Annotated in this window: 25 protein-coding genes; 7 read left to right on the forward strand and 18 right to left on the reverse strand. The window is 36.7% G+C overall.

Going from position 1 to position 25,043, the window contains the following annotated elements:
- From A7967_RS04785 to A7967_RS04815, 7 genes are all read right to left on the reverse strand, one after another.
- The gene (locus A7967_RS04785; protein ID WP_244507090.1) at positions 1-1,074 is read right to left on the reverse strand and encodes a glycosyltransferase; all 1,074 of its coding nucleotides are present in this window, start codon (positions 1,072-1,074) and stop codon (positions 1-3) included.
- 5 nt (positions 1,075-1,079) lie between these two features.
- Entirely contained in the window at positions 1,080-2,573 is a 1,494-nt protein-coding gene (locus A7967_RS04790; RefSeq protein ID WP_054453546.1) for a GumC family protein, read from the reverse strand.
- A gap of 185 nt (positions 2,574-2,758) precedes the next feature.
- Positions 2,759-3,901 carry a glycosyltransferase gene (locus tag A7967_RS04795; protein ID WP_064435462.1) on the reverse strand — a complete coding sequence of 381 codons (1,143 nt, stop codon included), beginning with the start codon at positions 3,899-3,901 and terminating at the stop codon, positions 2,759-2,761.
- 3 nt (positions 3,902-3,904) lie between these two features.
- Complete coding sequence (locus A7967_RS04800) at positions 3,905-4,609, reverse strand: acyltransferase (RefSeq protein ID WP_064435463.1); 705 nt, start codon at positions 4,607-4,609, stop codon at positions 3,905-3,907.
- A 1-nt stretch (position 4,610) separates the two neighbouring features.
- Entirely contained in the window at positions 4,611-5,966 is a 1,356-nt protein-coding gene (locus A7967_RS04805) for an O-antigen ligase family protein (RefSeq protein ID WP_054204576.1), read from the reverse strand.
- Complete coding sequence (locus tag A7967_RS04810; RefSeq protein ID WP_064435464.1) at positions 5,950-7,368, reverse strand: lipopolysaccharide biosynthesis protein; 1,419 nt, start codon at positions 7,366-7,368, stop codon at positions 5,950-5,952. The genes A7967_RS04805 and A7967_RS04810 overlap by 17 nt, the downstream gene beginning before the upstream one ends.
- 8 nt (positions 7,369-7,376) lie before the next feature.
- Positions 7,377-8,528 (reverse strand): glycosyltransferase, encoded by a 1,152-nt coding sequence (locus A7967_RS04815; RefSeq protein WP_054204574.1) that lies wholly within the window; start codon positions 8,526-8,528, stop codon positions 7,377-7,379.
- 151 nt (positions 8,529-8,679) lie between these two features.
- Between A7967_RS04815 and A7967_RS04820 the strand changes: the two genes are divergently transcribed.
- The gene (locus tag A7967_RS04820) at positions 8,680-9,669 is read left to right on the forward strand and encodes a glycosyltransferase family 2 protein (RefSeq protein ID WP_316244662.1); all 990 of its coding nucleotides are present in this window, start codon (positions 8,680-8,682) and stop codon (positions 9,667-9,669) included.
- Positions 9,669-10,055, forward strand: coding sequence for a response regulator (locus A7967_RS04825; protein WP_054204573.1), 387 nt, complete (start codon positions 9,669-9,671; stop codon positions 10,053-10,055). The genes A7967_RS04820 and A7967_RS04825 overlap by 1 nt, the downstream gene beginning before the upstream one ends.
- Positions 10,056-10,062: 7 nt before the next feature.
- On the opposite strand, the gene A7967_RS04830 is transcribed toward A7967_RS04825, so the two are convergent.
- The 4 genes from A7967_RS04830 to A7967_RS04845 all read right to left on the reverse strand — a co-directional run bounded on the left by A7967_RS04830 (position 10,063) and on the right by A7967_RS04845 (position 13,212).
- Positions 10,063-10,974 carry an endonuclease/exonuclease/phosphatase family protein gene (locus tag A7967_RS04830; RefSeq protein WP_054453537.1) on the reverse strand — a complete coding sequence of 304 codons (912 nt, stop codon included), beginning with the start codon at positions 10,972-10,974 and terminating at the stop codon, positions 10,063-10,065.
- A 129-nt stretch (positions 10,975-11,103) separates the two neighbouring features.
- Positions 11,104-11,541 carry an acyl-CoA thioesterase gene (locus tag A7967_RS04835; RefSeq protein ID WP_054204571.1) on the reverse strand — a complete coding sequence of 146 codons (438 nt, stop codon included), beginning with the start codon at positions 11,539-11,541 and terminating at the stop codon, positions 11,104-11,106.
- Positions 11,542-11,546: 5 nt separating this feature from the next.
- Positions 11,547-12,362: a M23 family metallopeptidase gene (locus A7967_RS04840; protein ID WP_054204570.1), complete on the reverse strand. Its 816-nt coding sequence runs from the start codon at positions 12,360-12,362 to the stop codon at positions 11,547-11,549.
- Complete coding sequence (locus A7967_RS04845; protein WP_054453535.1) at positions 12,355-13,212, reverse strand: 6-carboxytetrahydropterin synthase; 858 nt, start codon at positions 13,210-13,212, stop codon at positions 12,355-12,357. The genes A7967_RS04840 and A7967_RS04845 overlap by 8 nt, the downstream gene beginning before the upstream one ends.
- Before the next feature lie 352 nt (positions 13,213-13,564).
- Between A7967_RS04845 and fabA the strand changes: the two genes are divergently transcribed.
- Positions 13,565-14,080, forward strand: coding sequence for a bifunctional 3-hydroxydecanoyl-ACP dehydratase/trans-2-decenoyl-ACP isomerase (fabA, locus tag A7967_RS04850; RefSeq protein ID WP_054204568.1), 516 nt, complete (start codon positions 13,565-13,567; stop codon positions 14,078-14,080).
- A gap of 70 nt (positions 14,081-14,150) precedes the next feature.
- On the opposite strand, the gene rmf is transcribed toward fabA, so the two are convergent.
- On the reverse strand, positions 14,151-14,321 hold the full coding sequence (rmf, locus tag A7967_RS04855) for a ribosome modulation factor (RefSeq protein WP_054204567.1): 171 nt from the start codon (positions 14,319-14,321) through the stop codon (positions 14,151-14,153).
- Between the two features lie 446 nt (positions 14,322-14,767).
- On the opposite strand from rmf, the gene acuR reads away from it, so the two are divergent.
- Together acuR and acuI are read left to right on the forward strand one after the other, a co-directional pair.
- Positions 14,768-15,403, forward strand: a complete 636-nt coding sequence (gene acuR, locus A7967_RS04860; protein WP_082355623.1) for an acrylate utilization transcriptional regulator AcuR — start codon at positions 14,768-14,770, stop codon at positions 15,401-15,403.
- Between the two features lie 51 nt (positions 15,404-15,454).
- Entirely contained in the window at positions 15,455-16,447 is a 993-nt protein-coding gene (acuI, locus tag A7967_RS04865) for an acrylyl-CoA reductase (NADPH) (RefSeq protein ID WP_054204566.1), read from the forward strand.
- A gap of 54 nt (positions 16,448-16,501) precedes the next feature.
- Here acuI and A7967_RS04870 read toward each other — a convergent pair whose 3' ends face one another.
- Positions 16,502-17,068: a hypothetical protein gene (locus tag A7967_RS04870; protein ID WP_054204565.1), complete on the reverse strand. Its 567-nt coding sequence runs from the start codon at positions 17,066-17,068 to the stop codon at positions 16,502-16,504.
- 189 nt (positions 17,069-17,257) lie between these two features.
- On the opposite strand from A7967_RS04870, the gene A7967_RS04875 reads away from it, so the two are divergent.
- A complete protein-coding gene (locus tag A7967_RS04875) occupies positions 17,258-17,674 on the forward strand; it encodes a VF530 family protein (protein WP_054204564.1) in 417 nt (138 codons plus the stop codon).
- A gap of 440 nt (positions 17,675-18,114) precedes the next feature.
- Here the strand turns inward: A7967_RS04875 and A7967_RS04880 are convergent, their stop codons facing one another.
- On the reverse strand, positions 18,115-18,486 hold the full coding sequence (locus A7967_RS04880; RefSeq protein ID WP_054204563.1) for an MmcQ/YjbR family DNA-binding protein: 372 nt from the start codon (positions 18,484-18,486) through the stop codon (positions 18,115-18,117).
- A gap of 805 nt (positions 18,487-19,291) precedes the next feature.
- On the opposite strand from A7967_RS04880, the gene A7967_RS04885 reads away from it, so the two are divergent.
- Complete coding sequence (locus A7967_RS04885; RefSeq protein WP_064435465.1) at positions 19,292-19,513, forward strand: hypothetical protein; 222 nt, start codon at positions 19,292-19,294, stop codon at positions 19,511-19,513.
- 135 nt (positions 19,514-19,648) lie between these two features.
- Here the strand turns inward: A7967_RS04885 and A7967_RS04890 are convergent, their stop codons facing one another.
- The 4 genes from A7967_RS04890 to mmsB all read right to left on the reverse strand — a co-directional run bounded on the left by A7967_RS04890 (position 19,649) and on the right by mmsB (position 25,042).
- Complete coding sequence (locus A7967_RS04890) at positions 19,649-21,496, reverse strand: protein kinase domain-containing protein (RefSeq protein WP_054203675.1); 1,848 nt, start codon at positions 21,494-21,496, stop codon at positions 19,649-19,651.
- A gap of 612 nt (positions 21,497-22,108) precedes the next feature.
- A complete protein-coding gene (locus tag A7967_RS04895; protein ID WP_054203674.1) occupies positions 22,109-22,960 on the reverse strand; it encodes an HDOD domain-containing protein in 852 nt (283 codons plus the stop codon).
- 426 nt (positions 22,961-23,386) lie between these two features.
- A complete protein-coding gene (locus A7967_RS04900) occupies positions 23,387-24,148 on the reverse strand; it encodes an SDR family oxidoreductase (protein ID WP_054203673.1) in 762 nt (253 codons plus the stop codon).
- Between the two features lie 3 nt (positions 24,149-24,151).
- Positions 24,152-25,042 carry a 3-hydroxyisobutyrate dehydrogenase gene (mmsB, locus tag A7967_RS04905; RefSeq protein ID WP_054203672.1) on the reverse strand — a complete coding sequence of 297 codons (891 nt, stop codon included), beginning with the start codon at positions 25,040-25,042 and terminating at the stop codon, positions 24,152-24,154.
- Position 25,043 lies beyond the last annotated feature (1 nt).

The following is a 25,043-nucleotide window of genomic DNA, read 5'->3' on the forward strand; positions in this document are numbered from 1 at the left end:
TTAAACTGTCAAACCTGCATATAAGTTATCGTATTGGCTACTCATTCCCTTAGCGTCTGCAAGAGCTATAACATGATTTCGAATTGGCATACCACTTATTAGAGTTGTTGCTTTAATCAACGCGGGAGCTAAATTATGAGGCTCTGATGCAGACACTAGAATACCTTGCTCAGGGGTTACTACTTCATGAATACCACCTACATCAGAGGCAACGATAGGTTTACCACATGCCATAGCTTCTAATATAGATAATGGCAGTCCTTCTCGTTGTGAAAACAAACACATAACATCAATACTGGAATAAAAAACTTCCATATTCTGAACGTTCCCTAGAAAGTGAACCCGTTCTTGTAAACCCATTTTCAAAGTCAAAGCATTTAATGTGCTTTTTAAACTCCCATCACCGGCAAAAACTAAATGATAATCGCTAGGAAGATCCAGCAAGCTCATGATTAGATCTTTATGTCCTTTACCTTCCTCTAAACGTGCAGAACATCCAATGAGTGTTGCAAATTTAGGTAAGCTGAATTCATATCGTGCATGATCACTGTCAATTGATGAAAACTTACAGCAATCAACGCCATTTAAAATAGTTGAGTCTGTGTTAATGGCTGTTTTTGAATGGAAGTCATCAGCAACAACTTTTGCATCGGCAACCCAGTGTACATTTGATAAACTATTTAGCGCTTTAGTAATAAAACGTTGTTTAAAGTTATTTAAATACCATGCATCATGTACTGTCGATAGGTGCTTAAGTTGGTTATTCTTAGCAGAAACACAGGCAAGACCTCCGTAAAGCATTGGTCCAATATGATGGCTATGAATAACATTAATATTGTATTGCTCAATTAACTCAACTAGTTTGTTTACAACATCCAGTTTAAAGCCAGGTTGTTTGTCTAAACAGATTATTTGTTGATTAAGCTCAGCAAGTTCAGGCCACGAAGCTATAGCGGTGTCTTTATCTCCTTCTAAAGCGACAATAATACTACTTTGGCTATAACGACTTTTTTGTAATAAAGTGACAGCCATTTTTTCAAGACCACCAATTTTAAGATGTTGTACTAAGTGCATAACCCTCATGATAATTCACCCTCTTTCACCATATTTTGATCACTGTGTTCAAACTCAAAATCGTTATCAATAATTGGTAATACTGTAACGACTTCACAACATGCTAGCTTTTCAATTGTCTGTATATCCTTCAATCTACTATCACAAAGTACAGCAACGAACACACTCGCTATACCTGTAAAAATGCCTAGAAACACTCCCACGATACTTGATAAAATAAGTGAAGTATTAATTGGCTGAGTAGGACTATATGCCCGCTCGATATTTTTAACTTTATCCGGGCCTTCATATTTAACTAACTTACCCGTGACTTTGGCCATTTCGTAACGGCTCAGCATGTCTTTATAAAGTGACTGCTTCACGTCATAGTCACGCTCTAATTTTCTTAATTGCTTTTCAACATCGCTTGTTACTAATAGCCGATTGCTAACCAGTTCAACTTGCTCAGAAAGCATCTCGAATTCCTGCTCTTGCTGAAGTACTTGATTCTTTGCCTCTTCAAGTGCTAAAAGTTGTGAAACTAAAACACTGGTTTCGTTATTTTTATCTGTGGGTAAGGTATTAACCATTTGCCAAAGTTGATCGATGTTCTCTATATCAACCTCTTTACTGGTTTCAAGTAAAGCCTGCTGTCGGTTTTTAAGATTCGTAAGTGCCCTTTTTTTTTCAACAACTTTACTGTGTTTGTCGGTATAGCGTGATCTTAATGTACTCAGTTCTGATTCAGTTCTAATTATTTTCTCTTCAATTCGTCCAAGAATGGGATTTGCTTGTCCCATTTTGTTCATCAGTGCTTTAAGTTTAGCTTTAGCCCCTGAAAGTACGATAGATTTCTGTTGCTGATCTGATAGTAATTTATCAAATGTCTGACGGTTACTGTGTAAAACGGCTGGTAACGTGCTGCTATTTTTAGCTTTAAATTGAGCAAGCAACTCTTCAGATAGTTCCAGTTCATCTCTTAAACTCACTAGCTGTTGATAAAAAAATTGCTCAGATGTATCAAGTGAGGCTTTAGTTGGTGCAAGCAAGCTTTCTATAAATTTCTCAACGATTTTTTCCAGTACTGCTTTCATTTGTGTCTGGTCATGCCAAGTAAAATTAACACGTACTAATTCATCGCCAATTAAGGATAATGACAGCGCTTTTGCTAATTTTTGATGTATTTCTTCAACTTCTTTTGGCTTTGAGTTTTCATTAATTAGTTCAGTTTCCCTTGCTACAGTAATCAAGACTTTACGACTTATTACTAATGTGCGAAGTGCGGCCATACGGTCAGACAATTGAAAAGAAAAAGATAAATCATCTAAATAAGGATTTAGTAATGCAGATTCTTCAATTAAAATTGTTGCATGATTCATGTATTGCTTTTGTGCAGTTGCTGACATAACGAAAACGACAATAGGTACAATGCATAGCGGGATCATAAATAGTTTAGCGCGGGTGTACAGAGCGTACAGCGCCAAATAAAGTAACCTTTTAATTTGCTCTTTTACCAACATCTATTTACCACCGATATTTCGCATTTTGCTAATTCGTTTCTCGAATCTATTTGCATTTTGAGAAACTCATCTCTAAAACAAACTATTAAATTAATAGCTGCAGGTTGTGAGCCACAATGATGAAAAATTTAGAGGAATAAGCACACCAACAGTAAAATTTGAGGTTCAGATTAAATCAGGCAAATTTAGTCGCTGAGATTTACTAAATGGGATTCCACTAATGATGCTTTCGATTGCCAGCTGTGGTTACTTGCTAAGTTTGACTGTATCTCGCTGAAAGAGAACTCAGTTGCGCAGCTTAATTGAACTGCTATATCAACGCGTGTTATAAATCCATCATGATCATGAGCAACTAAAATAGTTTCTTGGTATTTATTTACAGCGGGAAAACTGGTGGCTACGATCGGAGTACCACATGCAAGGTATTCCTTTAGTTTGAGGGGATCACAAGCTCTTATTTGCTCATTATCTATAAAAGGGAGTAACGAAACTTGCCAATGTTGTGAAAATTGAGCAAGCCTAGCATGATCAACAGCATTTATATGCGTCACATTGGAAAGCGCCAACAAGTCGCTAAAATCATCGCTTATATTTCCAACAAGAACCAGCTCATATTGAGTACGACTGGTAGCTAATTTGTATAATAGCGCTTTATCTAGCCAAGCATTTAAAGAGCCATAAAAGCCTATTTTTGGTTTATTTATGCCTTTGAGCTCAATTGCTTTTACTGCTCTGTTATGAAATAAATCAAAATCAACACCATGAGTTAGTAATTCTACTTTTTCTTTGGGCATTTTATCAGCCAAAAAATCGCTAATAACGTAGATTAAATCAGCTTTTTTTATCAATGCAGATTCAAATGGCTCAACCATTTGATGATCAACCCCCGCTAATGCGCTAAAATCATCACCACAATAATAAACAACACGATCGATTCCTTTTCGTGGGGATATTAGAGAAATGGCAGTGGGTACGCTTAACCAATAAATAATAGGCTGTTCATTTAAGAATGAACAGCGTGAAAATAAATAACGGTTAAACATCCTCGCTAAATTAAAGTCATGCCATGGTAAAATAAATAAATTATACACTTTCATTAACTTATCATTTTCAGCAGACGTTGCTTGATTTTTTTTGTTCGTATTGCTGCTAAAGAGTTGCATCAACTTTTGGAGAACTCTTTTAATATCAACAGCTTTAATGCTTGGCTTCCTCATTCCGATTGAATTTATCCAATGCACTTCATGCTTTTCAGATAATTCTTTAAACAAGTGCTGAGTACTACTTGGGTGTCTCCCCCAATCTTCTCCAAAAACAACAAACTTCATATATCAGCCCTCTATATTTTTTACGACTTTAGCTGGATTACCCGCAGCGATAGTCATTGCTGGAACATCTTTGGTCACTACACTGCCTGCCCCAATTATTGCCCCGCGACCTATTGTTACGCCAGCGAGTATAGTAACGCCTGTGCCGATCCATGCGCCTTGTTTTATGACTATATCACCTACTTGAGACTCATCATCGGGTAAGCCTGCTGCGCGTTTATCACAGTCAATTGGGTGCCCTGGGAAACCAGCTAAAAAGACACGTCCAGCTAGGCGTACATCATCTTCAAGCACTATTAATCGACCTACTGAAAATGCATTTTGCCATCCAATATCAACGTTGTTTCCAATAATAAGTTTCGGCGTCATACCGTTACTCCCTCTTGCACAAAACGTACTTATTCCCGAAATACGATTATTATTACCGCAACTAATTTCAATATTACCCAGTAGTTGCGGCATACCGGAATAAAGGAAGAGCCCTTGTTTTGAACCCTTAATTTGGCTTTTGAAAAGTGGCGTAAAATAAAAAATGCGCATTAATTCACTCACCACTGTAATGAGAAAATTATGTAATTTATAGATCGCAAAATGCAATCCTGGAATGACGAACATTTGCGGATTTCGAATGGTTTTTGCGATTTTAAAAAGTGACTTAGCTAATGAACTATCACTATTTTTTAACCACATTTTGAAATTTAAAATCATGCTATAACTCCTTTTGACTTTCAAGTGCAAGCTTTTCTAATGCAATTGTCAGTGCTAAAATTATGTACAAAGGCCAAGTAAATGCTTGAGTTAAAAAGGTTCCAGATACCATAAAGCCAATTAAACCGGCTTTTAGTGCCGAAGCATTTATTGCAATGTTGTCGTTACGGTTAATTTTTATAAGCGTAAAAACTCGCGACAAACTTCTATAAATGCTGACTATAACTAGAATAAAAATACATAGTCCAACAAAGCCCGTTTCTCCTAATACTTGAAACCATGTACTATGCACTGCATGATTCTTGCCATCCCAATGCGGACTGTAAAAGTAATAATTAACAAAGAAGTTATTCACTCCAACCCCTGTTAAAGGATTAGCAAGCGCCATATTAATAGCCGCTTGCCATGCATAAATACGTCCCATTGCCGACTCATCAACGCCGCCTTCTTGAGCCCCTCCGCTTTGACGATCAGTAATACCGGCAAAAATCATAAGTACCAACATCCCTACTACGCCGATACCAGCAACGATTAGCGGATTTTTAATTTTTTGGTATAAGAAAAAACATATAATTGCAGCAATACCGAGTAACCCTCCTCTGCTTTGTGTTGCTATAACTCCTGATATTGCTAATAGCAAACCGATTGCAGCTAGCAATCTACGCAACGAGTGTGCATTTGTGTTAAACATCTCGGCGGCTAAAAAAGAGACTGGAAACATCAATACTAAAGACAAATCATTTGGGTCGCCTAATTGAGAGCGAATATCGCGAGAAATCGTAACCCGAGTGCCTTCTACTAGGCCAATACCATTGATTTTATTGCTTAAAGCAACAATTGCAATGGTAACCCCCGACACCATAATACCTAGGCGAACACTATTAAAATGAGAAAGAGATGTCATCCACCAACTAATAGCGAAAACCATAATTAGCACTTTGACCAATACACCTGACCAATATTCTATTGCGATCCCTTTATTTGAAGCACTAAATACACACACTGTGAGCCACACAAACCAAATTACAAAAATTAGATGAGTTGTACTCCAATGTGGCTTAAGTTTTTTTGAAATAAATAAATGCCACACGATCCCTAAAATAGACGCCAATGCTAAAAGCTTGGGGATCTTCAGAGGCATTAGCACAGGGAATGCTTCGTGTAGTCTAAAATAACTAAATAAAATAAATAAAATAATAAAGGCCACACTTACTTTAACTGCTGTAAATGCGGCAAAAGGTAGAATCAAAAAAGCAAATACAGCAATAGGACCCAGTTGAAGATACAACCCAACTACTAAAAATGTAACTAAGCTTGCATTAATAAGATGACTATTATTTTTATAAAATTGATGCATCAACATGCCTTGTAGGGAAAGCTTTAATTACTCGCTGAATATCTGTTTTATAGAGTAATGAAAGAAAAACTAAAAATGCAGTTAGGATACCAATATGTAAAACAAACCATTGTGGGTAAAAGACTACGCTACAGAACAAACAAGCAAGTGAAATCCAACTCACTATTAAGTCTTTGACGTTAATTTGTATTTTTTCAAGTCGTTGGCTTATCACAAAAAAACTGGCTGCTTTAAATAACTGCATTATTAACAATACTAAAATTGCACCGTTAACACCTTCATTTGCAACCAACAACCATAACCCAATCATTGCGATTACTGCTGCACATGCATTTATTAATGTTACGTACAAGCCATTTTTATGCATAAAACAGCCTATATTTAAAATATCGCTATGATGCCTTATTGCAACAATAATTATTAAGGCGGGTAACCACCAAGTGTTTGTTTGATATGCTGAAGGTAAAACCAGATTGAATAATATTGGAGCTAGTATCAGCATAATAGCGCATAACGCTAAACCAATATTAAGACTGCGCACCGCACTAAAACTGTAGTTAACTTTGTCTTCTTTTATAAAGTCAAAACGCTTGGCAAACCACCACATTCTAATTGGTTCGAACGTGAAAGAAGTCATAACTGCAAACTGTACAGCAACATAATATTGGGCTAAGACGGCTTCTCCCTCATGGGCAACAATAAACCAGTTTTCAGCGCCATTGCCAGCGTACACACATAGTGACGATACTATGATAGCCAATAAAAAAGCGCTATGTTGTTTATTGAGTCGCCATGAAATGGATGCATAGGTAATTGTTAATTTTTTTATTACAAAAAATAGCGCAATGAGCAAAATCAGTAACGTGCTGATCATTCCTGAAAACATGACACCGGTGATGCCTTTTCCCAAAAGTAATAATGAGATCGTAACTACAGTTTGTAATAAACCATGGCAGACGGCTAATACGCAATAATGTTTAGCTAAATTGTAAACTCTAAAATATGTATAAGGTATTGCTAGTAAAGCGGATAAGGACAAGTTGATACATAACAGTTGAAAATCAAGTGGTGCCACATTAGCAGGTAAATGCACAATAATTTTATGTGTAAAAATCAAAGCAATTACAATAAATAAACTACAAACAACAGCGCTTAAAACTAAACAATCTCTAAACAAAGCAAGCTTTAATCGGTTGTCATTATACTGTTGTTTAAATAAAAGCTCTGGCAAACCTAAACATAGCAAAAGTGAACACACCGAGGAGACAGAAACCAAAAAGTTTAATTCCCCAAACTCTGTTAAATCTAAAAGCCTTGTCGTTACTGGCAGTAATAAAAACCCAAGTCCTTTAACAACGACAACAGATATACCAAAATATAGTATTTGCTTTAAGCCTGTCATAGGCTCTCCTATAGGGCTTGCACCCATTGTGAGAGTTTTTTTGCCTGATGCGTTGCATTAAATTGTTTAGCAACAAGTTTCTTTGCATTTTGGCCCATTTCAAAGCGTTGATGTGGTGTTAGCAAGTAAAACTTATAGATCATTTTTGTGATATCAGAAATACTCCCTGGTAAGCATTTATAACCTACTTGATTAGTTACTATTTCATTCGCCCCCATAAGACTAGTAGTTAGTACAGGTACACCGCAGGCCATAGCTTCTTTTAATACAACGGGACCTGTATCACGGTCGCCATTGTTAGCAATGCAAAATGGAGCGATAAGTGCAGAGTATTGGATAGTATTTTGAGCGATCCAATCAGGAGACTTTTTGCCTAAAAATTTGATTTGATCTCGAATTCCTAGTTTCTCAGCCATATAAATCAAATCATTTAACATTGGGCCGTCCCCTACTACATCCAATGTAATATTGAATTCATTAGGCAGTTGCTTTAAAGCAGGTAATAAAAATTGTAAGCCTTTTTTCTCCACTAAACGACCAATAAATAATAACTTAACAGACTCATTAAGTGATCTAGGTGAAAACCTAAATTGCTCAAGGCTGATACCACAATGAAGTAACTTGATAGAGTTTTTTGAGTATTCCTTAAATTGGTCAGCCATGTCTTTGCATACAGCAACAGAGAAGTCGCACAATGCAACTTTTTGCTCTAAATCAGCTTTATTAACATACACATCGTGGCCATGACCTATAGACGATACAGTGATCCCAGCAATTTTAGCGCCGATGATCCCATAAGCTAATGGACCATGCATAAAGTGACAATGCAGATGGTTTATATTGAATTTATTAATTAAACGAGCAATCTCATTTCCATAAGCTAATAATGATGGTGTTGAAATAGATTTAAATTTATTTGAGTAATTCAGTGCTTTAAAAAGCGTAGGTAATTTTGTAGTAAAATTCGAGATGCTTATAATTGATGGTTTATCTATTGTTACAACATTAACATTGATATCTAAAGCTGTTACCAGCTTTGTTTTTTCAAACGTAATAACAGTCACTTTATGACCCGTAGCTACTAATGCGTTAATTTCAGTGATTACAAAAGTTTCAGATGCAATTGGAAAGCTTGGTACAAGGATGCCAATGTGTTTCATAGTTAATTCCCAAAGAATATATATTAACTATTAAGTGGCAATATCCGTGCCTTATAAAAAACCACTAAAACCGCTCATATTATCACCGCTTTGCAAAATACTTGCAAAATGCAATGCGTTTAACAAATTAAAACTTAAAAACAGTGTTTAAATGGGCATTAAATCTTGGCTTCGTAATTGCGTAGTATTACTTAAGGTAATTAAAGAGAGAATGGATATGAAACCTGATGTTAGCGTTATAATCCCAAATTACAATTGTATAGATTACTTAGCTAAATGTATCGATAGTATTGTTATGCAAAAAAACATATTAGTAGAGATTATTATTATCGACGACGGTTCAACAGATGGTAGCGTTGACTGGATAGAACATGAACAAAAAACTGTCCCTCAGATTGTACTGATCAAACAAAGCAGACAAGGAGTTGTTAATGCTAGAAACTTAGCAATTGAAAAAGCACAATCAGAATATATAGCTTTTTTGGATGCTGATGACTATTGGTGTGAGGATAAGTTATTTTCACAATTTAATTATATGAAAAAAAATATTGATTGTGTTCTCTCGTTTACAGATTACATGCACATAACAGAAGATGGCAAAGAGATTATTAAGTGCTTTGAGTATTGGCCTGAAGCTAATTTTTCTAAAAGTAAGTCTCTTATAAATGATTACAAAACCTTTGATGATGCGCTGAGTAAATTAATGTACGCAAACGTAGTCGGCACATCAACAGTCATGGTCCGTCGAAGCGCAATTATAGAGGCTGGATGTTTTGATAATAAACTAACCAGCGCAAGTGATTTAGATTGCTGGTTAAAACTAGCGAATATTGGAAATGTTGCCTATTCACAACAATGTGCTATGCATTACTTAATGAGAAGTAATTCAATCACGGCAAATAGACTTAACAGACTGACCGCGATGGTTGAAATTGTTAATCGTAATATCAAAAACTTAAGTTTTTTAGAAAATGCTAAAGTTAAAGCTAGAATTAATGAATGTTATGGCGAGTTTTACAGAGAAGTCGGCAAGCGAGGCAAAGCATTAATGTGTTCTCAAAAAGCATTTTATTTATTTCCTCATAAACGAAATTTTAAACACCTACTTTATGATCTTAAAAGCCTTGTAGGAAATAAATAATGTCACATACTATTGTGATAGTCGATGATGACGAAGCGATTTTACGAGCTTTAAATCGCTTACTCAAAGCAGACTTTATTCTTATTCTATTTACTAATCCTTTAGAGGCGATTAAGTATGCGAAAGAAAATGAAATAGATCTGGTTATTTCTGATTTGCTTATGCCAAATATTGATGGCTTGAATTTGCTAGAGCAGTTTAAACAGATCCAACCTGACTGCTCACGAATGTTGCTCACAGGCTATGCAGATTTAGAAACATCTAAGTCTGCGATTAAACAAAACATTGCTCATTTGATAACATCCAAACCATGGGATAATTTTGAATTAGTGATGCTTATTAGGTTGTTAATTGAAAATAGTTGTTTACGCAAAAAAATGCTGTGAACATTATCTACCTTTCTATCATTTTAAATGTTAAAGAACGATGATCACTACCTTTTATTGTTGATAAATAGACCTCTCTAAGTTTAATGTTTTCACTTACAATACAGTGATCAATCGGTACCCCTGTAACTTCACTAAATAACTGACTAAAAGGAGACCAGCTAGAATAAATACCGTAGGCGTCAACGCATGTTTCACCGAGATCACTTGGAAAATAACGAGACCAGCTAACTGTATTTAAATCCCCTGTTATAAACCAACTACTATCAGTACTTGTAACAGCTGTAGTTAACACACGAAGTAACTGGTTTCGTTGCATCCAAAGCTTTTTTGAACGAGGTGAAGGTGGATGTAAAAAAAAGCCATACAGTACTTCGTCATTTTTTAAAAAACCTAACTTAATATAACCAAGCTTTCGATTTTCCTGTGTATTTAAATATCGAAATATAATTGGCAGTCTAGAAACAACCACAATACCAAACGGGGAACCTTCTACTGAGTCATACCCGTAGAGTGAAAATTGTTCATTAAACTTAGTTAATTCACTACGATGTGTATCATTAAACTCTTGAAGAACTAAAATGTCCCATGTATTTTCTTCATAAAAATCTTGTAGCACAGTTTTAATATGCTGATTATAGTAATGCAGGTTTATTAATTTAACCGTGATTTTATCTTCTTTTGTTATGTTAAATTTACTTTGAAATGGTGCATAGTGAGCTAACAGCAAAACAAAAGAAATACTTAATAAAACCATAGCCGTTTTTTTAATCTTCAAAAATAGCAGTAAACTAATTAAGACCAAGCAATAAATTAGCTGGCCTCTAAAAGAGGCTATTAAATCCAACACATAGTTATCTATTTTGTTAAAAGCCAAGAACAATACAAAAATATAAACCCCACCGAGAAATATTGCCATAACCCCTCCTTTGATAATTATTTTAGTAAAGATTATCAAAGGTGCTTATTATTATTTATTTAAAATCAAGTATGATGTGTTCTTATTTGTGTTACGAATAAGCCCAATTTAAGCTTATTCGTATACTTTTTATTTATCGAAACCATAAATCATTTTGTCACATACAACAGGTGTCGGACGATGGTTATCATCAACAGCCACAAAGGTAAAACTTCCTGTAATTGCTGAGTGTTTGTTATCTTTATGCATAGTCTCTAAAAATATTTCAACATCGACTCTTAAGCTTGTATTACCAACGTGAACAACTTTTGATATTAGTTCAGCAAACGTTCCTGCAGGAATTGCTTCTTTAAAGTCGACTCGATCAGATGAAATAGTGACTAGTGGCTTTCGACAAAAACGAGTCGCTGCAATAAATGCGACTTCATCCATCCATGCTAATGCATCACCACCAAATAAAGTATTGTGGTGATTTGTCCGTCCAGGGAATACCGTTTTAGTAACAGATGTTGTTGAATCAATAATTCGCTGTGCAATAATCTTTTCACGATTTACTTCAGTTGTCATAGTTTCTACTTTTTGTTTGCTAATGTGTCTAACATCATAAGAGCTGGATCAAGGCGTTCGCCCTTCCAATTAAAACGCCAATCTAAATGCGGGCCAGTCACTCGTCCTGTAGCACCTATTTCAGCTATTTTTTCCCCACGGATAATTTTATCACCTACTTTTACATCTAATTTACTCAAATGAATATAAGTTGATGTAACGCTATGCCCATGATCTAAAATTAAGGTCCCGCCAGAATAATACAAATCAACATCAGCAAAAACAACAGTACCGCTTACAGGCGCATACACTGGACTACCCGTTTTATTGGCAATATCTAAGCCAAAATGAGGCCTGCGGGGTTCTCCATTAAAGTAACGTTGACTACCATAAACACCCGAAATCCTCCCTTCGGCAGGTTTATAAACAGGATCTAAAAAGTAGGTTAGTTCTGAATCTACTTTTCGTGCATTACGAACAGCAACAGCTTCACGGCTGATACGTGCACTCACCTCTTTAGGTGGCGATACATATTTTTTAGCAACACCGGTGATTTTATCGATATTATAATCACGCTTGGTGATCAATATAGGTTGCTCGTGTGCCTTGCTGTTGCTATCAACCCACGATAAAGTGTGCTTAAGCTGCGAATCACGGCCAAAGCCAAATGCAAAAAAACCCTCCTTTGTTACTTTTAATGGCTCACCATTAAACTTTATCAAAGTAGCGTCTTCAAGCTGCCCGGTGACTAAACCACCTTGCGTTAAATGGCCTTTTAATTCGACTGCTTGGCTAAAAAAGCTTAATGTTGATAATGCGCCTACTAAAATAAAATTACGCATAACAAATTGACCCTTTAGCGACACCTTCATATGCCGTAATCTTTACATCATTATCAGGGTGTACTAATTTAACTTGTTCAGCTAAGTAAGCTGCTATACATTCAACGGTTGTATCTACGGGTAAAATATCGCAACGAACCTTACTCAGTACCATTTCGAAATAACCTTGGGCAGCCGTATATGCAAAACATAAATCATCTTTTTTTGCAGTGATGTGAATTAATTGCTCTGCTTTAATTTCATCTTCAGCGGTCGCTAAATAGATATCTTGCCATTTATCAGCCCATTGTTTTTGTAAACGAGGCATAGCCATACCATCTAATGCAATACCAATTTGTGACCGATGGCCATGAATAATACGCTGGCAATTCCCGTCATGCTTTTTAAGCCCATGACTGTAATGATAATAAAAGCTTTTACTATGCTCAGGCTTTAGTTCAATCTCGATTTTGTCTATGTTACTAGGCAGTTGCGGCATAATTGTAGCGATTAAAAAGTCGATGACTGATTGTTCATTAATAACAGGTGCATCGATCATACAAAATGCTTGATGCGGCGCACTCATCGCTAAGTGATGGCCGTCACCAAAAGTACAATCAAGTGTTCTATAGTCATCATATGCGACTACTTCACCTTGAATAATTGACGGTATCGCTAGCTTATGATCAATACAATCATCAATAATACCTTTGATCTGTTTTTTAACTAAACCAAAATCGAGAACCATCGATTCTTCATTTAATTGACCGTGCAACGTTAAATCAACAATCCAGCTTTCGCCAACTGCGCCTCGTTTATTACACAGATAAGAAAAATCAATTACTGTAAGTGCGTTAACAAAAAGGATCATAAACTTCCTTTATACTGGTTAAAAAATCAGGCTAATTATACCCAAACCACCTCAAGAAGCGAGTTTAGGTTTGAATTAAAAGCCATTTAACTAACGCATTAATGAAAATAAGACGTAATTAGATATATGCAACATTAAGTTTAAGCATATCCTTAATTTTTCGTCTATTTTTTTGAAGTCTTGATGACAGAATTTGATAAAAATTCTTTTATTTTAAACGTGAAATTAACATGTTATTTATCTTTTTAGATTGATTTACGTGCTAATCAACTATTTTTTAACTGCTCAGAGTTGTTTAGCGTACAAGTGTACGCTAAAGTACTCTGCAATTTCTAAGCGACGAAAAAGTGTTATGGAACCTAAAAATAGCTATACAAAAGAAGATTTGATCCTATGTGGTCAAGGCGATATGTTTGGTGAAGGCAATTGCCGCTTGCCAAGTGATAACATGTTAATGATGGATCGCATCATTTCGATCACTGATGATGGTGGTGAACACGGTAAAGGTGAAATAGTTGCAGAGCTAGATATCAACCCTGACTTATGGTTTTTTGATTGCCATTTTAAAGGTGACCCTGTAATGCCTGGCTGCCTTGGTTTAGATGCGATGTGGCAATTAGTTGGCTTTTTCCTTGGTTGGTCAGGTGGTCCTGGTCTTGGTCGTGCTTTAGGTGTAGGTGAAGTTAAATTTACTGGCCAAGTGTTACCTACCGCTAAAAAAGTTACCTATCGTTTAACGATGAAGCGCGTAATTAAACGACGTTTATTCATGGGAATGGCTGACGGCACCGTTGAAGTTGATGGCCGTGTAATCTATGAAGCAAAAGATCTTAAAGTAGGCCTTTTTCAAGATACTAGCGCGTTTTAATTTTAAAACATTGCTGCAAAAACGCCTCGCTATTTTAGCGAGGCGTTTTTGCTTAAATTTGATCTAACCTTTAGGTCTTATACAAGTTACGACTATCTATCGCCTCACGCCAACCACCTAACCATTCTGATTTAGGATCTATTTGTTGATAAGGGCAAAGGTCTTTTGAACGACCCGCTAAGCCTGCTTTAAAGCCTTGAGAATGAGCTCTTTCTAACCGATCTCTTTTCTGTCTCTTCATAGGTAAATCCTCACCTTTTATATTTATATATTTGTAGCGTTTATGACATCTACATTTAATGAATAGTTAATAAAACTGTTAAATTCAAATCACAAATGCAATTAAATAAATTGACATTAACTAAGCTGCTGATGCAAAAATGAATTAACATTTTAAAAAGCAATATGGTCATACCACTGACTCAGCGATTTATATTCATACAAAGTTTACGGCAATCTAATCAATCAGAGGTACTCATCTGCTTTAATTATGACCAGTCAATATCTCTGATAGTTCCTAAAATAAATGTAATTATGACAATTTTATTTCAACTATTTAAATCTAAAGAAGTTCTTATATTTCTTACTTTATCGAAAAAAACATAATCAATAAGTTAACAATCGCAATATTTTTACGAATAAAATTATTACTTGCACATATAAATACGATCGGTCTAATATATGTATATGATAAAAAATACCGAACAGCAACCGCGACGTGGTCGCCCACCAAAAGCTAATCGCAGTAATGCCGACACAAAAGCATTATTGATTTCAGCAGGCGTGGAAACTCTCACTGAATTTGGCTTTAGTGCAACAGGGCTCGATACAATTTTAAAGAAAGTAGGTGTGCCTAAAGGATCGTTTTACCATTATTTTAGCAGTAAAGAAGCTTATGGACTGGAGGTTGTTGATGCTTATAATAGCTACTTTATAGCCAAACTTAATCGCTACTTATCGCAAAGTGATGCACCTTATTTAGAGCGCATTGTTAATTTCACACAAAGTGCTGCACGTTCGATGCATAAATACGATTATAATCGAGGTTGCTTAATTGGTAACCTAAATCAAGAGTTAAACCATTTAAATAATGAATTTAACACTAAACTAGTACAGTGCTACGAATCATGGCAAAGCCTTATACAGGTTTGTTTAGATCAAGCCCAGCAAGATAATGTCATTTCAAGCACTGTTAATACCCACCAAATGAGTGAGTATTTTTGGATAGGCTGGGAAGGTGCAGTAATGCGTGCAAAACTAACCAAAACCCCCTACCCACTAACGCTCTACACAGAAATGTTTTTACGCGCATTGCTTAGGTAATTGCGCATTTTATTTCCCAATTAAAAGACGATCGGTCTAAAAGGATTCAACATGAAAAATGAATTTAAAGCCATTGTTATTAATAACATTGATAATACCTATACAGCCGCGTTGCAAACAATAACAACAGATCTATTACCCAACAATAATATTGAGTTAGACGTACTTTTTAGTACCCTTAACTACAAAGATGGCTTAGCCATTACAGGAAAAGGCCCTGTTGTACGTACTTTTCCAATGATCCCCGGGATTGATTTAGTAGGTAAAATCACCAAAACTACGTCTAATGAATTCCAAAACGGTCAACTCGTTTTGCTCAACGGTTTTGGTGTGGGTGAGAAACACTGGGGTGGACTTGCACAGAAAGCATCGTTAAACTCAGAGTGGCTTATTCCACTCCCCGTAAAATTATCACCTAAACAAGCGATGCAGATAGGTACAGCAGGATACACTGCTATGCTCAGTATTATAGCACTTGAAAAACAAGGCATAACACCTGACTCTGGTGATGTACTCGTCACAGGTGCAAACGGTGGCGTAGGAAGCTTTGCCGTGTATCTATTAAACCTATTAGGATACAGCGTAGTTGCTGCGACTGGGCGCCTTGAACAAACAGATTACTTAAAACAACTTGGAGCAAAACAAGTAATTCATCGTGATGAATTATCAACTCCAGGTAAGGCGTTAGCTAAAGAACGATTTGCCGCGGCTATTGACTCTGTTGGCAGCCACACACTTGCTAATATTTGTGCATCATTAAAATATGGCGGCGTTGTGACAGCGTGTGGTTTGGCACAAGGTATGGATTTACCTGCGTCCGTAGCCCCATTTATTTTGCGCGGGATTTCATTAATGGGTATTGACAGTGTTATGCGCCCAAAACCTGACAGAGTAGAAGCATGGCAACGTTTAGCTGAGCTTGTAGAAAGTAGCTACTTAGATAAAATATCGACCGAAATTAGCCTACCTGATGTCATTGAAGCAGCTAATAACTTAATGGCAGGAACAATACGAGGTCGAGTTGTAGTTAATTGCCAAGCCTAACACTAACAAGCCGCAATACGATAATCGCGGCTTTTATAAATTAGCTCAACGTGTTTATGCACCTAAAGCGGCTAGCTTTTCTTTAAGCTCTTCTTTTGATATCAAATTCATTTCGTGTTGCTTTTTAACTTTACGGATAGTATCAAAATTATCTAATTTGAAGCGTGCTTTAGCTAGTCTCTCAGTCATTTCATCTACAGAAATCACATCAAGCTTTACTGCTTTTTCAAGCTTTTCTTTTTCTTGGTCATATTCTTTTTGAAAAAATGCTTTTTCTTGGATTATAATTTGGTCTTTTAGCTTTTTTTCGATTTCTATCGCTTCATCTTCAAGCTCTAGTTTCTTTTCAAGTAAAGGCTCTACGCGATTCAATGATTCTTGTAATGCGGCGTCTATATTTTGACCTTCATTCTCTAATAGGTTCTCAACATATTTTTTACCAATATCTTGATAACCAATATTGAGTTGCCCTTCAATTGATGTTATTTCTGAGCGAATTGCTGATAATTTTGAATTTTCTTTAAGTGATGTGCTCATATCTGAGCTTAATTTTGACGTTGATTCGCTGATATTTGAACCAATTGATGTAGCTTGTGTTTTAATTTTGTTGAAAAGTCCCATGTATACTATTCCTTAAATCTATCATCCGATGTAGTTGGCGTCATGCCTAATCTTATTAAAGCTTCGTAAGCTTACCCATTCCTCTGACGTTTGTAAAATCGCAATTTTAGATATTAGTAATTTTCTTGTATCAAATTTTGCTCATAAAAATTATAATTACTTTATTAGATATTTGAAAAGAATGTACTTATGAGCAATGAAGATTTATTCGGAAATAACCCACTGCAAGGTGTAAAACTGGAGCAAGTTGTATCAGAGTTAGTCGAGCAATATGGTTGGGAACTTTTACACGCTTATTTACAACTAAATTGCTTTAAAAATAATCCAGATATTAAATCTGCAGTTAAGTTTTTACGAAAAACTCAGTGGGCCCAAGATAAAGTTGATAACTTTTATCTTTATCGCCTAAAAAACCTACCAAAGCCTGATGACGTACAATATGAGCTCCCACCCCGTGATCGTATTATTCCTGAAGGTGATAAGCCTGGTGAACCTTGTGAACTAAGCTTTAGTGATGCAAAACGTATTCAGGCTAAAAAAGAAGCGAAAGACCGCGCTCGCACCCGTAAAAATCGCTCAAATGCAAGTAACCCTTGGGGTAACTAAGCCCTTATAATTATAAATCCGCTTTTGAATAAATCATAAAAGTCGGCAATCCTGGCTTTTATGATAAGAGCAATTAAACGACTATACTTGGTGTTCGCTCAAGCTAACCAGTTTAATGCACCTCAGCTTTATTTTTAGACATAACGATTAATACCAATCGGCTTAAATATTTAACCATTCTATCGGATTAAATAAAGCGCTAACTGCGTTAGTAATTTTTTATGTACGACTGCATGGATTCAGGAGGTAGAGCAATGCAGGAGCAATTGCCGAGAACAACTTCATGTCAAAATTTCTGCCTTGTTATCACTGTATTTATCTTTCGCTATAAATGGTCATTACCTCAACACGATCGGTATAAAAACCAAATCCATCCTACATTTTATATCGCTATGCTTATTATACTGAAGCTATTGACTAGAAGCCTCTAACTTTTCGGATCACAATGCACTTACCTCTTGATTTAAACCTAGCTCTTTCTGCCTTTTTTTAGTTAACCCTAAAGAAACTAAGCGATATGATTCTTTAAGGTAATATTGAAGATCTTCTTTGTTTGTATTATTAAACTGCTGAATCCACTTCATTCCACGATTAGCAAAATATGGGGCTGGTTTATAGCCTTCACTTTCACTTAGAAAAACGAAATTTTGCTCTGAAGCTTTAAATGTAAAAGCTGGTGATTGATTATCTGACCAGCCACCTATAGCAAATACTTTACCGTCAACTTTCCAGACATGGCAATTACCCCATTGAATTATATAGGTAGTAGCTGGAAAGGATCTGCAAAACTGATTAAACTCTTCGTAGTTCATTATAAATCCTGAGCGTCATAATAAGCCACTAGAATGACTTATTTTACCTTGTTGATAAGCAAACCATAGCTGAGTTGCTATTTGGGTTCAATAACTTATACCAATCTGGATAGATATGGAGTCTATATAATGACAAAAAAATTGCGCTATAACTAGAGCCTGTTGACCTTTCGTGATTAATTTTGCAGCAATAATCTATTTGGTATTTAGGCAAGGCAGAACCTGTGTATGTGGTTGTACCCCATGAATAGGCGATAACGCAGTATAAATGCCAAACATGCGCTGCCCAAAGGGTTGTTCCTAGGGGCGATTAACTCTTTGTTACCTACACGGATATAGGTAAGGGGCGTGAGCAGGACGCACAAGCTTTGCTCGGTTTTTACTTATTCTCACATGGATGTGAGCTAGTAGAATAACGCAGGAGCAGTTATCGAGCCCGCTAGGTTACAAACCTCGCGCCGCGATTAAATCGCCCCTAGATTGAACAAATTTCAATCCACAAAGGTCAACACGCCCTAGGCAAAAAATTTTATATCTAATTGTTCTAAGCAAAAATTTTTTAACGAAGTTATAGTCTTGATTTAATTAGTTAAATTGTTCAAACATTTATGCAGATTGGTATTAATAGCTTTTTCGTTTTTACTTACCTTTAGTCGCTTCGTTATCCCTAAATTTAAGCTGGTACTACCTCGAAAAATCACTGACAAAAAAAACAATTTGAATTACCCTCATTTACAATCTAGTATCTAATACAGATACTAATTTAGTATCTAATATTATTATAATTTTAAGGAATGGAATAAAAATGAAAAAATTAATCTTAGCAGGAACAGTAATAGTATTATCGTGTATGAGCCACTCTGCAATATCATCAAATGGTGCTAATTTTTCTAGAGGTGATTGGGTTGTTGAATGTAGATTAGATAATGGTAGAGTTTGGCACTTTCAAAGTTCTGATTTAGGTGAGGCATTGGATAAGTCACTAGAATGCGAAGGCTCATCAACTGTATTTCAAATAAGATTTTAAGATCTTTATTATAATAAATTGAAACTGATTCATAATTTATTAAGCCCAAATAGGCTTAATAAATTATTACGAGTCACTTAGTGAGTTGAAGTTAACCTACACTATTATATTTTTTAATTAACCCTAGGGCACCCCTTAGTTATCTTTTGGGTCAGTGGCATCACTGTCAAAACGTTTTGGATCTTTTGGGAAGTAAAATTCAGGCTGTTGATCACATAATGAAAACTCTCGAGTATTTTTATACGGTAACTTCATAAAGCCAGCAACTCCTACGTCTATAATCCCCACCGCATATTGCATCAATTTATTTAACAGCCGTTTAAATTCAGTTTCTTTGTTTGCATCCAATAAACGATAGTAATGATGTATTTTCATTCGATCTGGTAGAGCTTCAAAAATAATACACCCCGTATGATGGATCTGATTAAGCTCAAATACACATTTTATCACTTTATTTGGCAGTTTTAATTGCTCGTCAGGATCTTTACCATCTTCAAAATAAGAATGCGGTCTCGTTACATCTGAACTTTTTAAATTCATAACTTCATAATCAAGTTCAGGAAGTTGTTCAAATTTAAATGCACCGGTGCCATCTCGCTCTAATTGAATCGTCTTACGTGCATCAAACAGGCAACACTTAAATAATCCTTTTTGGCTTATACCTTGCGCTAGCATAACCGTATTATTAATAGCTTGCGTGAATGCATGACCTAAATTCTTATCATGCATAATTAAAGATGATTCCACATACAACGAGTCTTCTTTCCAATGAAAGCTTAAACCTCCTACTGCGGGATATTTCGCTAATCGACTAATTGATGCTAAAAATGCTTTTTCAGTATCACCAGTATCAAATAGAAACTCTTTATAATAGCGATCAAGTTGGGCATCGTTTACATCTAATAATTGCTGATTATGATCGGCTTGGCGCAAAAATTGTTTTCGTGAGCTGTAAACAACTGTATCTGGGTGCTCATTATCACTGCCGTACCAAAATGGAATATGTGCTCTTAGCTCTTTATTTAAAGTTACTGGCGGTAAATATGCTTTTGCCATACTTGGCATATTGCGTATAAAATAATCACCCGCGCGATCGCGTATTGCTTTGTCTTTTGACAGCATGCCATCAATTACTTTAGCAAGCTCTATAGGTAATCCTAATGAACTTGCAGGAATAACTTGAGCGCCAAACCGGCATGACTGTGCAGAAGCCAGTGCATATAAGGTAGAAGCCACCCCTTGTTCATCAAATCGTGGGGATGATTTGGCACCTGACATTTGCTCATCACCTATAAAGTACACATCCCCCATTCGCGCATTAGTAGTACTTAAATCACCAGACATTAGATCCATAAAATTACTGGCTATCGGGTTACCCGCACTGTCGACTTGGGCATACACAGAACTCCCCCAATCCACCAGCGATAACCCTTGGTTAGCTTCATCCCACACTAAGTTAGAAGGCTTGATATCACCATGAACTATAGGCTGAGGCGTTAGCCCATTTTTTTGATTACGTAGATCAATTAATACATTACGTAATTTAAGCGCAAGATCTGTAATTGCAGCAGCACTAAAACGCCCTCGTTTTAGTGATACCTTTTCTAAGTCTTCTCCTAAAGCGCGGGCCATCATTAGGATCCCTTGCTTTTTTATTCTCTCAAAAGCATAAAATTTCGGTACTAGTGGGTTATCAACCTGAGAAAGCATATACGCTTCATCTTCAAGCCTATCACGCACACTTTGAGCGAGTGTAATACGAGAAAATTTGAAAACCCATGGTTGTTTTTTGTCATCTAGTCCTGCAAACACAAAGCCAAATGCGCCAGAGCCAATCATTTCTACATCAGAATAACCAAGTAAGGTAAGCTGTTTTATACAGATATTAAGCCATTGGCGATGTTTTTTAGCATCATGATGCGAAAGCAAATACACAGACTGCTCTTCATTGATGTAAAAATTACGGATTTCTTTGGCTTTCACTGAATATCTCAATAATGTGGTTTTTGATACGTTATGAGCTCAATTATTCTTTTTATAGCATTGAATTACAAGAAAACCCCACGACTATTTAGCACCTGCTGGCACAGCAGATTAAAAATCATTCAGCTCAGTGAGCAAATCAAGACATGACGTATGTAATCGAGCAAAATAGCAAACCACCCTTAGTGAGACTTAAAGGTGTTAGCTTGGTTTTGTAAGGTGTAGCTAAGTATTTTATGCAGGCTTTATTAAGAGAGTCAATATAGTATATAAACCTAATTAACTGGTATTTAAACAGCTAGGGCGTGTTGACCTTTCGTGATTAATTTTGCAGCAGTATGTTTGGTATTTAGGCAAGGCAGAGCCTATGGTGTGTGGTTGTTCCGCATAAATCGGCGATAACGCAGTATAAATGCCAAACATGCGCTGCCTAAAGGGTTCTTCCTAGGGGCGATTGACTCTTTTTTGCTCGGTTTTTACTTATTCTCACATGGATGTGAGCTAGTAGAATAACGCAGGAGCAGTTATCGAGCCCGCTAGGTTACAAACCTCGCGCCGCGATTAAATCGCCCCTAGATTGAACAAATTTCAATCCACAAAGGTCAACACGACCTAGTGCTCGCTGTTTAAATAATCAATTACATCCTCTTGTAGATCAACGTACTCATCATCATTCATATGTAAAACATCGAGTGCTTTCACCTCAATTGTATTCCATTCAGTTAAGGGGGTCCCCCGCTTAACTAAGTTGACTAAATTCTCTGACATCTTAAGGATTGCAAAGCTAATTTGCATATCACTGTCTGTAACATCGTCTAGAATACTCAAGTCATGGTGGTTGAGTATTAATTTACATATCTCTTTTGGTAAGTGCCAACTGTTTGCAAAATAATACCCAACAATCGCATGGTTTGTATTGTATAAACGCTCTTCAATCTCAGTGATACTTTCTTTACCGGATTGGTTAGATAAATGAAGTGCTTTTAAGTAGCTATCGTATTTAATAGCCATTGGCGGAACACCGCAATCATGAAAAAGACCTAAAGTGTACAAAGATTCAATGGCTATTTGCTTCTTAAAGCGCTGACCAATCATCATATTTACATTAGCTATTTCTGTTGATGTGTCCCAAAATCGCTCTAAACTGATACAGCTATTTTCTGCAGCGAACATATGCTTTAATTTAAGCCCTTGTACCAGCGCGTTAACACCATCCCAACCAAGAAACATAACGGCTTGCTTAATATCTGACACAGTACGAGATAGACCATAGGCGGGGGAATTTATAATTTTTAGTATCGCTGATGAAATCGCTAAGTCTTTAACAACAACATCTGCTGCATCAGCAATAGAAGCATCATCTAGTGCTGCTAAATTTTGTAAATCACTGAGTATTTGCGGTTTTGGTGGGATAATAAAATTTCTGTTTATATCTGTTAATATTTGTTCATTAATTTCTATCATATATATTAAATCCCAAAGTCGATTATTAAATAATACCGAAGAACAAATAGAGTATTAATATTAGAAGGTGATCGAGACAATGGCAAATTGGCTTTAAATGTATAAATACAGCAAATAAATACATGATTAGTAGCATTAGCATGGCTCCCAAACAAAAAGCTGTACATACATACAGTAAATTTGAATCGCGAGTATATTTGTACCAATCGTGTTAAGTTAATGACCATTTATAGCGAAAGATAAATACAGTGATAACAAGGTAGAAATTTTGACATGCAGTCGTACATGAAAAATTACTAACGCAGTTAGCGCTTTATTTAGTCCGCTAGAATGGTTAAATTTTTAAGCCGATTGGTATTAGCTACTGCCTTAAAAAAACGGCAAGCCAAGGCTTACCGTGTAATAATAACTATTGCTTGCTTAGCTTTACAAGCGTATACCACCATCAATTTCTACAACGCGACCGGTGAAAAAGTCGTTTTCGATAATGTACTGCGCAGTATGGGCAATTTCCTCCGCTTCACCAAAACGCCCAACCGGCGTTACTGCTAACATGCGCTGCTTTGCCTCTGGTTTCATGGCGTCGGTCATTGCTGTGCGAATAACACCTGGCGCAATAGCACCCACTCGAATACCAAAACGGCCAAGTTCTTTAGCCCAGCCTGTAGTCATAGCAACAACACCCGCTTTAGATGCTGCATAGTTAGTTTGACCAATATTTCCAGCACGAGCAACACTGGACATATTTACAATCACGCCACCTTTGCCCGACTCAATCATGTGACACGCAGCTTCACGGCCCGCTAAAAACACACCGGTTAAGTTCACATCAATTACTGACTTAAATTGATCAAGTGCCATTTTAGCAACCACTTTGCCTTCTTTTGCTTTGATAAACATACCATCGCGTAAAATACCGGCATTATTAATTAATACCCCAATATGACCAAAATCATTGTTGATTGTATTAAACGTACTCACTATGGCGTCTTCATCCGTTACATTGGCAACGTATGCTTTTACAGTAGTGCCATGCCTCTCAAGTTCAGCCACTGCTGCATCAAGTAAGTCTTGCTGCATATCAATCAAGGCAATGTTAGCGCCTAACTGAGCAAATTTATGCGCCATTGCAAAGCCTAAGCCTTGTGCGCCGCCGGTGATCACTACGGTGTTGTTTTTAATTTCCACCTGTTACTCCTTTGAGAATAATTTAAATATGGCACTAAAATCATCACTGCCAGCACCTTGATGCTGCAACATAGTATAAAGATTTTTTGCCATTGACCCCATTGGGGTTGATGAATTACTTTGCTGCGCTGCTTCCATCGCAAGGCCTAAATCTTTTGCCATTAAATCAACCATAAAGCCCGGTTTATAATTGTTACTTGCGGGAGCTGTGTCCATTACGCCTGGACACGGGTTGTAAAGTTCAAGCGTCCAGTTGCGACCCGAGCTTGCCGTCATAATATCGCTCAGTACTTTTGGATCTAGACCATTATTAATACCCATTTGAATTGCTTCGCTGGTACCTGCCATTAAAATGCTCAGTAGCATGTTATTACAGATTTTTGCGACTTGCCCCGCACCGATATCTCCAGCATGAAAAATATTTTTACCCATATCAGCAAGTACAGGTTGTGCTTTAGCAAAGTGATCATCAGCACCGCCTACAATAAAGGTCAGTGTGCCTGCTGTTGCGCCTGCAACTCCACCCGATACCGGCGCATCTACAAAAGCAATGCCATGTTCACTAAGTTCAGCCCCTACTTCACGCGCCGATGCAGCATCAATGGTCGAGCAATCTATTACTAAGGTCGATTTTGCTAAAATATGTACAAGGCCAGTCTCACCTAAGTACAGTGATTTAACGTGCTTACTAGCAGGAAGCATACTGATCAACACATCAACATCACTTGCACAGTGTTTAGCGTCTGTCGCTTCAATCGCGCCCTGCTCGGCAAGTTGATTTACGACCGATTGGTTTAAATCAAACACCTTAACCTGATGGCCTGCTTTAACAAGGTTTGCAGCCATAGGGCCGCCCATATTTCCTAAACCAATAAAACCGATATAAAGTGACATA

This window comes from Pseudoalteromonas neustonica (assembly GCF_001653135.1).
Taxonomy (GTDB): Bacteria; Pseudomonadota; Gammaproteobacteria; order Enterobacterales; family Alteromonadaceae; genus Pseudoalteromonas; species Pseudoalteromonas neustonica.